The organism is Flavobacterium sp. B183 (genome assembly GCF_023539155.1).
Taxonomy (GTDB): domain Bacteria; phylum Bacteroidota; class Bacteroidia; order Flavobacteriales; family Flavobacteriaceae; genus Flavobacterium; species Flavobacterium tructae.
In genome coordinates this window covers 1,265,668-1,278,412 of the sequence record NZ_CP097434.1, presented here as the reverse complement: position 1 = coordinate 1,278,412, position 12,745 = coordinate 1,265,668, and the positions used below count along the sequence as shown (strand labels likewise).

Annotated in this window: 9 protein-coding genes; 4 read left to right on the top strand and 5 right to left on the bottom strand. The window is 37.3% G+C overall.

Annotated elements, in window-relative coordinates; all coding sequences use genetic code 11:
- Window positions 1-15: 15 nt before the first annotated feature.
- Window positions 16-990, top strand: a complete 975-nt coding sequence (locus tag M4I44_RS05665) for a polyprenyl synthetase family protein (protein WP_026109778.1) — start codon at window positions 16-18, stop codon at window positions 988-990.
- 166 nt (window positions 991-1,156) lie between these two features.
- On the opposite strand, the gene M4I44_RS05660 is transcribed toward M4I44_RS05665, so the two are convergent.
- From M4I44_RS05660 to M4I44_RS05650, 3 genes are all read right to left on the bottom strand, one after another.
- Window positions 1,157-3,022, bottom strand: coding sequence for an alpha,alpha-trehalase (locus M4I44_RS05660; RefSeq protein WP_249966752.1), 1,866 nt, complete (start codon window positions 3,020-3,022; stop codon window positions 1,157-1,159).
- Window positions 3,012-4,232, bottom strand: a complete 1,221-nt coding sequence (locus M4I44_RS05655; protein ID WP_017494625.1) for a sugar MFS transporter — start codon at window positions 4,230-4,232, stop codon at window positions 3,012-3,014. The genes M4I44_RS05660 and M4I44_RS05655 overlap by 11 nt, the downstream gene beginning before the upstream one ends.
- A 126-nt stretch (window positions 4,233-4,358) precedes the next feature.
- Window positions 4,359-6,998 (bottom strand): TonB-dependent receptor, encoded by a 2,640-nt coding sequence (locus tag M4I44_RS05650; protein ID WP_249966751.1) that lies wholly within the window; start codon window positions 6,996-6,998, stop codon window positions 4,359-4,361.
- 167 nt (window positions 6,999-7,165) lie between these two features.
- Between M4I44_RS05650 and M4I44_RS05645 the strand changes: the two genes are divergently transcribed.
- Both M4I44_RS05645 and M4I44_RS05640 read left to right on the top strand, forming a co-directional pair.
- The gene (locus M4I44_RS05645; protein WP_249966750.1) at window positions 7,166-8,191 is read left to right on the top strand and encodes a LacI family DNA-binding transcriptional regulator; all 1,026 of its coding nucleotides are present in this window, start codon (window positions 7,166-7,168) and stop codon (window positions 8,189-8,191) included.
- 41 nt (window positions 8,192-8,232) lie between these two features.
- On the top strand, window positions 8,233-8,586 hold the full coding sequence (locus tag M4I44_RS05640) for a hypothetical protein (RefSeq protein ID WP_070906103.1): 354 nt from the start codon (window positions 8,233-8,235) through the stop codon (window positions 8,584-8,586).
- A 4-nt stretch (window positions 8,587-8,590) separates the two neighbouring features.
- Here the strand turns inward: M4I44_RS05640 and M4I44_RS05635 are convergent, their stop codons facing one another.
- Complete coding sequence (locus M4I44_RS05635) at window positions 8,591-9,166, bottom strand: hypothetical protein (RefSeq protein WP_249966749.1); 576 nt, start codon at window positions 9,164-9,166, stop codon at window positions 8,591-8,593.
- Between the two features lie 54 nt (window positions 9,167-9,220).
- A complete protein-coding gene (locus M4I44_RS05630; RefSeq protein ID WP_017494620.1) occupies window positions 9,221-9,772 on the bottom strand; it encodes a hypothetical protein in 552 nt (183 codons plus the stop codon).
- Window positions 9,773-9,888: 116 nt separating this feature from the next.
- On the opposite strand from M4I44_RS05630, the gene M4I44_RS05625 reads away from it, so the two are divergent.
- Window positions 9,889-12,663, top strand: a complete 2,775-nt coding sequence (locus M4I44_RS05625) for a 2-oxoglutarate dehydrogenase E1 component (protein WP_249966748.1) — start codon at window positions 9,889-9,891, stop codon at window positions 12,661-12,663.
- Window positions 12,664-12,745: the final 82 nt, after the last annotated feature.

The window sequence follows — 12,745 nt, the reverse complement described above, 5'->3', positions numbered from 1 at the left end:
TCAGAATTTCATTTTATGCACGATATTAGTCAGTACCAGGATTTTTTTATTCATTATTTAAAAAATCAAAGCATACAAAAAGAACCCAAAAATCTTTACGCACCTATTGAATACATTCTGGGCCTCGGCGGAAAACGAATTCGTCCTGTACTTACTTTGATGGCTGCAGAAGTTTTTAATACTCCTTATACAACAGCACTTCCGGCTGCAATGGCTGTGGAAGTTTTTCATAATTTCTCGCTTGTACATGACGATATTATGGATGATGCGCCTTTGAGAAGAGGGCAGGAAACTGTTCATGAAAAATGGGACCTCAACACCGGAATTTTGTCCGGTGATGCCATGCTTATTCTGGCGTATCAGTATTTTGAGCAATACGAACCAATTGTTTTCAGGAACTTAGCAAAACTATTCAGCAAAACGGCTCTTGAAGTTTGTGAAGGGCAACAATGGGATGTTGACTTTGAACAAAGAAATGATGTTACGATTCCGGAATACCTAAAAATGATCGAATATAAAACGGCTGTTCTGGTTGCTGCTGCCATGAAAATGGGAGCCATCGTAGCCAAAACATCTGAAAAAGAAGGTGATTTAATTTATGATTTCGGATTGAATTTAGGGCTTGCTTTCCAGCTTCAGGATGATTATCTGGACGCTTTTGGAGATCCGGAAACTTTCGGAAAACAAGTGGGCGGAGACATTATCGAAAACAAAAAAACGTATTTATACCTCAAAGCAAGAGAATTTTCTTCTCCTGAAAAAGCTTCAGAATTAGAGCAATTATTCAGTTTACAATTAGAAGACAATACCGCTAAAATAGCTACTGCAAAAAACATTTTTAATGAATCCGGTGCTTCAAAAGCCACTCAGGATGCCATTGAAATGTATACTTTTAAAGCTTTTGAAACGCTGGATAAAATGGATCTTAACGCTGAAAAGAAAAATATACTGCGTACTTTCGGGGAGAACTTAATGGGGAGAAAAGTCTAGGCTTCGACTTCGCTCAGCCTGACATTTGACTTTGCTCAGCCTGAGATTTGACTTCGCTCAGCGTGACAGTCGAATCTCGGCTTGATAATAGACTTCGCTCAGCCGGACACAACGTTATCATTTAAATTATTGTGTCCGGCTGAGCGAAGTCGAAGCCCCCTTTTAACTAAAAAAGTACATCCGGATCAACCAACTCTGATAATTTTTGTTTTAAATCTTCTTCCAAAATGGTTAAACCATACTGGTAAGAAGCATTCATCCATCCGAAACCTTCTTCGGGGATAAAGTCAAATTCGGTTCCGACGTTTCCATATTCTGCAAAGATTTTATGCGAACTGATCGATAAATCAAACTTTTCCGGAATGGTTCCGTTATAATCCACTGCATTTCTGGTAATCAGCCAAAGCCAGCGATACACCATTTCCTGTGCTTCTTCATTAAAATTATAATTCAGCAAACCTTCCCACAAAAGCATTTGATGTGGTGCCCATCCAAACGGATAATCCCATTGACGCACAGGTGCGTTTTCGTCTATAGCTGCAATAGATTCTTTGGTACTTCCGGCAATTCCGCCTTTCATCTTAAATTTTGGAAGGGTCTTTTTTACCAGAATATCAGCTTGTTCGGGTGTGCTTATTTTGGCCCAAAGCGGGTAAAAAGTAGTTGCAGCCTCAAAAAAATGCTGCTTTTCATTTACAAAATTATAATCCAGATAACATCCATATTCTGAATTCCAGCACAATTGATTGATTTTTTCTTTTCTCGAAGCTGCTTTCGTTAGCCAATATTCGGTTGAAAAAGACTGGTCTTCAAAATATTGAAATTCGTTTTTAAAATACTTCCTAATCAAAAACGCAATATCTGTTTCATATTTATAAAGCAGACTGTTGATCGCAACGGTATTTAAATTGGCACAAATTCCAACCAGTCTGTTAGTCGTATCATGACCGCTTTCGCGCATGCTTCGGTCGTGAATAAAATACTTATCCAGTTCGACATCGACCACTTCCCTTTCCAGATATTTTTTTTCGAATTCGCGGGTAGACAAATTGTATTTTGGTGCGTATTGCTCCAGAATATCATCAAAATGCCCCTCTTCTACTTCAAACGGAAGCCCAATTCCTTCGGCTTTATAGCGATTTAACCCATTAGCGGTTAGCCTTTTGCCTTCCTCCATCCAAACCGTCAGATATTCTTTAATGGCCGTTTTTAAATGTCTTTCAATCCAGAAAATATCCAGATTCGATTTTTCTAAAACATCTCTGATCAAGGACGTATAAAGCGGAGGCTGCGTACGGGTTAAATAATAACTCCGGTTGGCATTTAGTATTTTTCCGTAATGATCAATCTGGTATTTAAAATTCTCTGCAATTCCCAGAGCCAGCTCTATTTTATCATCGATTAAAAGTCCTTTGGCAATAAAATAACTGTCCCAGCCATACATTTCATTAAACCTTCCACCGGGAACTACAAAAGGCACTCCCGAAATTTCATTGTTTTTAATTTGAAGTGCCAAAGCCAGTATGCCCGGTTTTTGATTGAGCGACAATACATACTCCGGTGAAATATGTTTCGGCATTTGTACCACTTTTAACTTTGGAGTTACAGCTTCCAGTTTTTTGAAATAATCAAAAACAATTTCATCTCCAAAAGGCACGTACAAATACGAAATAGCGTTTTCTATTTTATTGTCTTCCAGTATTTTTTTCACCCCATTGGCATCGATTGTACGTGTTAGCCCTTTCCAGTACAGGTTTTTTATTTTTCCGGAGATTCTTTTTACAGGATCTTCTACAATTTGATCGAGACTGATTTCGGCAAATTCCGTATTTTCTTTTTTAGCCAAAGCCAATTCCTGCAATAAGTTGGAAAGCTGATAGGTTCCTTCAATAAGGATTGAATTTCCCTCTTCACCATTCAGTAAAAATCGCTTCGGACCATGATCATCAATCGTTATTTTTTTATCGCCGTCAGTATCCTCCTGAGCCAATAGTTTTTCGATAGTTTGGGATATATGTAATTTAAATTTCATCTTTTGCAGTTATTTTTTTAAGAATAAAAAAGGACACTAATAATAAAGACATTGGAATTAATGTAAAATAAAATGCCTTTTCCGGTCCTTCATTTTTAAACAGCCAACCTGTTATTCTAGAGCCTAATGTTCCGCCAAGAGCCGAAAAAATCACAATTAACCCTGTCATCGAACTTTGCAGATTTTTAGGCAGCGCACTCAATACAATTGAATTTAACAACGGATAAATTGGTGCAATAAACAATCCGATTAAAGGAAATGCGAAACCAATTAAAGGTATGTCTGCCAGGGTATTGATACTTTTTACTTCTAATCCGACGGTTTTTGGAAGTACAAAAACCACAATCAGCATGGCTGAAACAATACAGAAACTTAGCACCCAGAGCCAGCCCACTTTTTTAGTTACTATTCCGGCAATCATCCTTCCGGCTGCCAATGAAATGGCCAAAATACTAGCCATCATAATGCTTATATTCTCCGGCAAATGCAGCACTTTGGTATTGAATGTAGGCAGCCACGAGAGGATTCCCTGTTCAATCATTACAAACAAAAAGACACTGATGACAAAAATAACCGTTAGCAATTTCGCCATTAAACGGAACATTTGCATGAAATCGTCTCTGAGATCTGCTCCCGCGGCGACTTCGGTTTCTTCAAATTTCACAAAGAACAAAAACAGAAACGACAGCAACGACAATCCGGCCAGAAACCAATACACATTTAGCCACGAATTGGGATCTTCTTCCTTATTAAAAGCCGGAAACAGAAAATAGGCCAGTGCGATTCCAACCATAAAAAAACCTTCAATACTGCTCATCAATGCATTGTGTTCCTTTTTGGTTTCGGTCACGGTACCAATTAGGGAATAAACCGAAACTTTAATCAAGGCAAACGAAACTCCAACGGTTGCAAAGAGAATTTTAGCATTGTCAAATGAATTTCCAAAATACATGGAAACACAAGCCAAAGTAACCAGCCCCAAACCAATCAGCATGGATTTTCGATAGCCTATTCTGGGCAAAAAAGAGGCTATAAAAAAGGAAACAATCGCAATAGGCATGTCCTTAAACGCTTCTAAAATACTCGCCTGAACTTCATCTACTCCATAATTTTTCTGCGATTTCAAAATCACAATGCCTACGCTATTCAGTAGAATAGCGAAGACAAAATAATTGAGGTAAAGTGAAATTTTGATTCCTATGTTTTTCATGTACTTATTGGTTTGTTTTTTAGTTGATGAAATGTTTCAAGTTTCAGGTTTCAAGTTTCAAGTTTCAAGTTTCAGGTTTCGAACATACTCTACACCTCACATCTTACATTTCACCTCCCACATCTCTTAAAAGTTAATCGCCACCGAAAATCTAAAGGCACGTCCTAAAATTGGTCTTGCCATAAACACATCGCTTGCTGCAGAGGTAGTCTGTCTTGGGTCACCTTCGGTTAAACCAATTTCATTGAACAAGTTTGAAGCATCAACCGCAAAACGAAGATTATGATAGGTATAATTTAATCCTGCCCCCACTTCTTTATAAGCCGGCAAAACTTGTTTATTGTCCTGATTCGTGAATTTTTTATCATAATAAGAGAACTGCACATACGCTGTAAAATCTTTTGTAATATCAACTTCCGGTCTTAAGTTACAGAAAAACTTAGGAATTCTTCTGGCTGTGTTTCCGTTAAAATTAAAAGTAGATCCGTCAGCGTTGGTACCCGTAAAATTATCGTACTCCGGTTTTTGAACGGTGAAAGTAAAGTTCATTTTTACCATTTTGTATCTGGCATTGGTTTCTACTTCAAGACCAATATTGTTTACATCGGCGAATTTATTCTCAGAAGATCCATCCGATAAAATATCCGTAAAGGCAACATTTTTCAAATTCATATGAAACAGGTTGGCATTTACATTGAAGAAAGAATTAGAATATTTATACCCCAGCTCAAACTGATTTACTTCGGTGTTTTCCAGTTTGCTCAAATCGGCTGCATTATCATAAAAAGACTCTTCGATAGGCGATCTGAAACCGTGGCTGTAACGTACATACGAAGCCATATTGTCATTGAACTTATAGTTTCCGGCAGCGGTATACGACCATTCACTCACATCATATCTCCAATACGTATACGGATTTCCTTTTACCGTTGTTACCTTATCATCGGCCGTATTATTGTTTAAAACTCCTAAATTCTCTGCAAAAAAACGAGCATTGTCTCGGTACCCTGAATATTTGTCTTTGTTGTATCGTAAACCGGCATTGAAAGTCAGCTTGTCTGTCGCTTTAATTTCGGCATCGGCATAAACATCATTCAAAACTCCTTTGGTTTGTGCGTCTCTTTCTAACCAAGTAATTCTCTCCACCCCATTCCAGGTATGATTTACGCCTGATGTATTGTCTTTTACATTTAACAATCTCGGATTGTCTGAAACTCCCACTAAATACGAATTCCAGTTCCAGTATTGATTCGATTTCCAGTTGGAATAATAGTAACCTGCAGTCAGTTTTACAGGATCTAAATCAAACGCAAAAGAGAAATTGTTCGCAAAATTGTTCATCTTTTTCTCGATGTGCCAAAGATCTGCTCTCATAATTAAAGCATTCGGGTCAAGAGTTGCTCCATTATCCACATAAGAATAGGTCAGGTTACTAGCCGTTGTATTCTGAACTCCTGTTGCATAAGCATCTTGTGTCCATGGACCGCCATTTGGAAAAATAGCATTGTAATTCAAATTGATATTGGTTTGTTTGAATGCATTCTTGAACGTCACTTTCTCCGATATCTTCTTTTTGAATTCAGCACCAATCGAATTGATAATCGGATGAGAACCGTCTTCTAAATCTGCACTAAAAGTTCCGCCACCATATTGTGGTACATTTAAACGACTGAAATTTACTGACGTCAAGGTTCCGTAATTTGGATTAAAACCCGGAATTCCTTCGATTTTACCATTGTTACTTTTTAATGGAATCGGTAAATAGAACGCATTTCTGTCATCCAGATGTTTGAAATTAATTCTCAAATAATCGTTATCATCAAATTTATACGTGATGTTTCCTTTTATCTGTCCTCCTTTATTAGCGGTAAAACCAGTATTTCTTACCCCATTATCAGCTCTGTAAAAACCTCCAACATTAAAGAACAATTTATCCTGAATTAAAGCCCCCGATAAATTAAGGTCGGTTCTGAACATTCCATAATCTGAAGTCGAGAATTTAGCCCTTCCCTGAAAGTCATTCTGTCCTGTCTTCGAAATAAAATTGATGATTCCTCCCGGCGCATTATTGGCAAAAATAGATGCCGAACCTCCACGAACTGCCTCCATTTTACTCACCGTTTCGTCTAGTCTGTAAAAAGTATCGGCATTTGCAAACTGCAAAGCTCCATCTTCAAAAACAGGCAATCCGTCTTCCTGAATCTGCACATACTCATAGGCTCCAGCAGACGGGATCCCCCTTGCAAAAAGGTTATTTCCAATTTCTCCTCCCGAGGCTTCTACAACAAATCCGGGAATCGTTTGCAATAAAGCAGCCGTACTTGCCGGCGCTCTGTCTTCGATAGCCTTAGCCCCCATGGTGGTAATGGCCACACTGGATTCTAATTTCGACCTCGGACTTGAAGATCCTGTTACGACCACTTCTTTCAAACTTTGCGATTCTCCTTCCAGAAGTAAATTAACCTCTAAAGATTCTCCTTCTTTTACGGTGATTTGTTTTCCAAAGGTTTTATAGCCCACATTGGTCGCTACAATGGTGTAATCTCCTGCGGAAATATTGGAAAATACAAATCTTCCGTTTTCATCTGTAATCGTATTTTTATCTGTTCCTTTAAGCGAAACATTGGCTCCTGGAATCGTTTGTCCGCTATCATCAAGTACCTTTCCGGAAACGGTATTTTTATTCTGTGCAAACAGATGGTTTGGAACAGAGATTAAGCACAATATCAAAAATAATATGCCTAAATAAGAATGTTGCTGTTTCATGATTTTTTGGTTTAGTTAGTTAATCTTTCATTTATGAAATGTAAACTTACTCAAGGAATTAACTCTAATTTAAGAATTCTAAATCGAAAACGTTTTCGAAATCCCCTAAAACGTTTTCGGAAGTTAATTTTTTATCAATACACTTTATTTTTTAGTACTTTTATTTCATGAATGACACCAAATTAATAGATATAGCATCGGCATTGGGAATTTCGGTTACCACGGTTTCAAAGGCATTAAAAGGCTATACCGACATTAGTAAGTCTACACGTGCCCGTGTGATCGAAATGGCCGAAACCATGAATTACATGCCCAATTCGGTTGCGGTAAATCTGAGAACCAACGAAACCAAAACAATTGGCGTAATCATTCCGGCTACCGTGCATCATTTCTTCTCCAGCGTCTTAAATGGTATTCTCGAAGAAGCCGAAAAAAGAGGATATCTCGTTATTATATTACAATCCAACGAAAAATACGAACTGGAGAAAAAACAGCTGGCCCTATTAATTCAAAAACGTGTTGACGGGGTTTTAATGTCGCTCTCTAACGAAACGGATGATTTTACTCATATTAATGATGCCATCCGTAAAAATACACCCGTTGTCTTATTTGATAAAATTGCCAAAAGAGTCGATTGTTCCAAAGTCGTGATCAATGATGCCAAAGCGGCATTCGACGCCGTTTCCTATCTTATTAATAAAGGATTCAAAAAGATCGCACATTTTAGAGGTTCTTATGTTCCGCAAAATTCCATTGATCGCTTCTTAGGGTACAAAAGAGCTTTGGAAGCACACGGAATTGAATATGATTCCAAACTGGTTTACGTGTGCGATAACAATACCGATTTTGAAGACGGTTACGAAAATGCCCAGAAAATAATGACGGAACACCCGGACATAGACGCGATTTTTGCCATTACTGATATGGTCGCTATCGGAATTATCAAATACTTTAATGAGGCCGGAATCAAAACACCGGAACAGGTAGCGGTTTTTGGCTTTAGCAATTGGTTTATGAGTACGGTTATATCGCCTAAATTAACAACAATTGACCAGCCAGGCTTTGAAATGGGCCATCAAGCCGTTTCTCTTTTAATCGATGAGATAGTAGACCTGAAAGAACATCGTCCGGTGACGCATCAAATTATTGAACTCCCTACAAGAATCATTGAAAGAGAATCAACCATTAAATGATTTTTTAGTTTTAACTTTGCGTCAATTCTTAAAAAGCATCAATGTTTCCAATCCCCGCAAATACCGATATTTTATTGGCCGATGCCGAAAGCGAAAATCTATATTTAAGTTTGATTGAGCAAATTAACAAAGACTTTAATTTGGCCAACGAAGGAATAGATTTTCCGATGAGTATTTCTCCCGACGAACTAAAGATTCAGCTTCACGAGAAAATCTACAGAATGATTCAGTACAAATTTGCGGAGTACCTCAATCTGCTTTACATCATTGATGTGCCTGAAAATGAAATCAAAAAACTCGATGGTTCTGATTTGGTAATCTTAGCCGAGCAGGTTTCTTTTTTGATTTTAAAAAGAGAATGGCAGAAGGTTTGGTTTCGAAATTATTATAAGTAAGGCGCTAAGGCTCTATGTTTTTTTTCTCATAGGGACGAACGATATTATGTAATTTATCTAATTCCTCAAAAAGTCCAAAATACTGGGTATCAATTTTACTTCCGATAATTTGGAAACGACCACATTTAAAACAGATTTTTGCTATCCCAATTGTCTTTTCTTTCTTTTTGAAGATAAAAATATCACGGTATTCAGGAACACAGGCATAAGCACTCATTTGTAGAGAATCTTTTTGACTGAATACATTTTCAATTTCCTTTTGCTGTTTAATAGTAAGATTCGATTTCTTATAATTATGACTTATCAAAATTTCTTCAAAATCTCTTTTAGGAATACTATCAGGAAAATATCCCATAAATAAATCTTCAAATTCCTGATGTTTTTTTGATTTTTTACTTTTTTTCTCAAAATCAATTATACTTTCAAGAGTGTAATTCACAAAGTAATGATCAATTCTATCAGAATCAAAAAAAGGTCGTAATTCTTTTTTTACAACTTTTTGAATTTCAAGATTTGATTTTTTAGAGTCATTACAACTCATAAACACAATGACAATAAGTATAAAAATATATCTCTTCAATTTTTTCGGATTTTAAAAACCTTAGAAACTTAGCATCTCAGCACCTCAGCACCTCTAAAAATAAACTCTCACAAAAGGCATAAATCCGGATCCGTAAAGACTTGTATTTTTATCATACAAAACATCATAACGTGCTCCGATAGTAACACTTCCGGTTCGGTAACCCGCACCGAGGTATAAGGCGGTATTCCAATAATCATCAGAGTAACTTGGTCGATAGGCCGTTGATTTATAGTCTGTATTTATACGAACCTGTTCCAATTCTGCTGACAACTGAATTTCAGGAATCGGATTCACGAGTCCAACCACACTTCCGCCATAGACAAAAGAGCTGTAATAGTTTTTAGAAGATAAATAACCAAACTGCAATCCAACACCAACCGCTACAATTTCGTTTACATTATAAATGGCACTTGGTGAAACCGAGATGTCCGTATATCCGGAACCAATTCCTAAACCAAGCCCTCCTCCAAACTGAACTTTCTCCCAAAAATGATTGCTGTTGTCTATGACATATTTTTGCTGTGCAAATGCAGAACTCGAAAATGAGACGGCCAAAATCACAAAAAAAGTTTTGAAAACGATTGAAATTTGATTTTTATCCATAGTTGGGTCTATTTTTAACAAATTTTTACGTAAAAGTACGTAAAAAAAAGATTTAAATAAATGTGATTGTTGTACTTTTGCGATTCTATTTAACAAAAAGTATATTCACTCATATTATGGATAGGTTTTCATTTTTAAATGCAGCGCATACAGAGTTTTTCGCACAATTATATGATCAGTATTTAGTAAACCCAGATAGCGTTGAGCCAAGCTGGAGAAGTTTTTTTCAAGGTTTCGATTTTGGACAAACGACTTATAATGACGAAAATCCGGTTCAACGAATCGTTGAATACGTAACAAACGACAACGTAGATTGTAGTTTAGTTTCTGATAAATTACAAAAAGAATTCAATGTCCTAAAATTAATCGATGCTTACCGTACTCGCGGGCACTTGTTTACTAAAACAAACCCTGTTCGTGATCGCAGAACATCGTCTCCAACTTTAGACATTGAAAATTTCGGATTAACAACTGCTGATCTTTCAACAGTTTTTGATGCTGCTCAGGCAATCGGAGTAGCTCCTTCTACACTACAGGACATTGTTACACGTCTTCAGACTATTTACTGCCAGCACATTGGTATCGAATACATGTACATCAGAAATCCCGGCGTTGTAAAATGGATCCAGGACAAATTGGCTGTAAACGTAAACCAGCCTAACTTCTCTTCTGACGAAAAGAAAACAATCTTAAATAAATTAAACCAGGCCGTATCTTTCGAGAACTTCCTACACACTAAATATGTAGGTCAAAAACGATTCTCATTAGAAGGTGGTGAATCTATCATCCCGGCTTTGGACGCTTTGATCGAGCAGGCTGCTGAAAAAGGAGTAGAACAATTCGTAATGGGAATGGCTCACCGTGGCCGTCTGAACGTTTTGGCTAACATCTTCGGAAAATCAACTCAGGATATTTTTGGTGAGTTTGACGGTAAAGATTACGATCAGGAGTATTTTGACGGTGACGTTAAATACCACTTAGGTCTTACTGCCGACAAAAAAACAAGAACAGGAAAAAACATCAATATCAATTTAGCACCAAACCCTTCTCACTTAGAAACTGTTGGAGCTGTAATTGAAGGAATCACAAGAGCAAAACAAGACAAATACTATCCGAACGATTTCTCTAAAGTATTACCTATTGCCGTTCACGGAGATGCTGCAATCGCAGGTCAGGGAATCTTGTACGAAATCATTCAAATGTCATTGCTTGACGGATATAAAACAGGCGGTACTATTCATATCGTAATCAACAATCAGGTTGGTTTTACCACTAACTATTTAGATGCACGTTCGTCTACGTACTGTACAGATGTTGCCAAAGTAACGCTTTCACCAGTATTACACGTAAACGCTGATGATGCTGAGGCTGTTGTACATGCCGTTTCTTTTGCATTAGACTACAGAATGCAATTTGGACGTGACGTATTTATCGATTTATTAGGATACAGAAAGTACGGTCATAACGAAGGTGATGAACCTCGTTTTACACAACCTGTCTTGTACAAAATCATTGCAAAACATAAAAATCCAAGAGATATTTATGCAGAGAAATTATTGTCTGAAGGCATAATCGATGCCTCTTATGTAAATGCTTTAGAAAAAGAATACAAATCTGCTTTAGAGGAAAACTTAGAAGCTTCCCGTAAAAAAGATTTGACTATTATAACTCCGTTCATGCAAAATGAATGGAATGGATTTGTTCAGGTAACAGATACCCAAATGTTAGGAAAAACAGATACTACTTTTGACAAGAAGGAACTGGATTCTATCATCAATACAATCTCAACGTTACCGGCAGACAAGAAATTCATCAACAAGATCACTAAAATTGTTACCGACAGAAAAGTAGGATACGACAACAACACTCTTGATTGGGGAACTGCAGAAGCATTGGCTTACGGTTCACTTTTAACAGAAGGATTTGACGTTCGTATTTCCGGTCAGGACGTAGAGCGTGGTACATTCTCTCACCGTCATGCGGTAGTTAAAGTGGAAGATTCTGAAGAAGAAGTAATTTTACTGGACACTATAGCGAACAAAAAAGGAAAATTCGGCGTTTTCAACTCGCTTTTATCTGAATATGGTGTTCTTGGTTTTGATTATGGATATGCGTTAGCGAATCCAAATGCTTTAACGATCTGGGAAGCACAGTTTGGAGACTTCTCTAACGGAGCCCAAATCATGATTGACCAGTATATTTCTTGTGGAGAAGACAAATGGAACAACCAAAACGGTATTGTTTTATTATTGCCTCACGGATATGAAGGTCAGGGAGCGGAACACTCTTCTGCAAGAATGGAACGTTACTTACAACTTTGTGCAAGACACAATATGTATGTTGCCGATTGTACAACACCGGCTAACTTCTTCCACCTGATCAGAAGACAGATGAAAACGAAATTCCGTAAACCATTGGTAGTTTTCTCTCCAAAAAGTTTATTACGTGATCCAAGATGCGTATCTACTGTTGAGGAATTAGCAAACGGAAGCTTCCAGGAAACAATCGACGATACTACAGTAAACAAAAAAGACGTAAAATCTTTAGTATTCTGTACCGGTAAATTCTACTACGACATTGTAGCTGAAAGAGAAAACAACGGAAGAAATGATGTTGCAGTGGTTCGTATCGAGCAATTGTTCCCTTTCCCTGTAGAGCAAATCAAAGAAATCATCGCACAATATCCAAATGCTGACGATTACGTTTGGGCACAGGAAGAGCCTAAAAACATGGGAGCTTATAGCTTTATGTTGATGAACTTTGACCTTGTGAAATGGAGATTAGCTTCATTGAAAGCTTACTCTGCTCCGGCATCAGGAAGTTACACACGTTCAAAACGTCGTCATGCCGATGCTATCAGAATGGTATTCGATAAAAATTTATTCAGATAAAAAACAATGTTTCAAGTTTAAAGTTTCGGGCCCCTACAAAACCTGAAACTTTAAACAAAATAAACTTTAAACAAAGAAATAA

Coding starts and splice junctions, on each gene's coding strand:
- M4I44_RS05665 (WP_026109778.1), top strand. CDS start 16: ATGCACGATATTAGTCAGTACCAGGATTTTTTTATTCATTATTTAAAA.
- M4I44_RS05660 (WP_249966752.1), bottom strand. CDS start 3,022: ATGAAATTTAAATTACATATATCCCAAACTATCGAAAAACTATTGGCT.
- M4I44_RS05655 (WP_017494625.1), bottom strand. CDS start 4,232: ATGAAAAACATAGGAATCAAAATTTCACTTTACCTCAATTATTTTGTC.
- M4I44_RS05650 (WP_249966751.1), bottom strand. CDS start 6,998: ATGAAACAGCAACATTCTTATTTAGGCATATTATTTTTGATATTGTGC.
- M4I44_RS05645 (WP_249966750.1), top strand. CDS start 7,166: ATGAATGACACCAAATTAATAGATATAGCATCGGCATTGGGAATTTCG.
- M4I44_RS05640 (WP_070906103.1), top strand. CDS start 8,233: ATGTTTCCAATCCCCGCAAATACCGATATTTTATTGGCCGATGCCGAA.
- M4I44_RS05630 (WP_017494620.1), bottom strand. CDS start 9,772: ATGGATAAAAATCAAATTTCAATCGTTTTCAAAACTTTTTTTGTGATT.
- M4I44_RS05625 (WP_249966748.1), top strand. CDS start 9,889: ATGGATAGGTTTTCATTTTTAAATGCAGCGCATACAGAGTTTTTCGCA.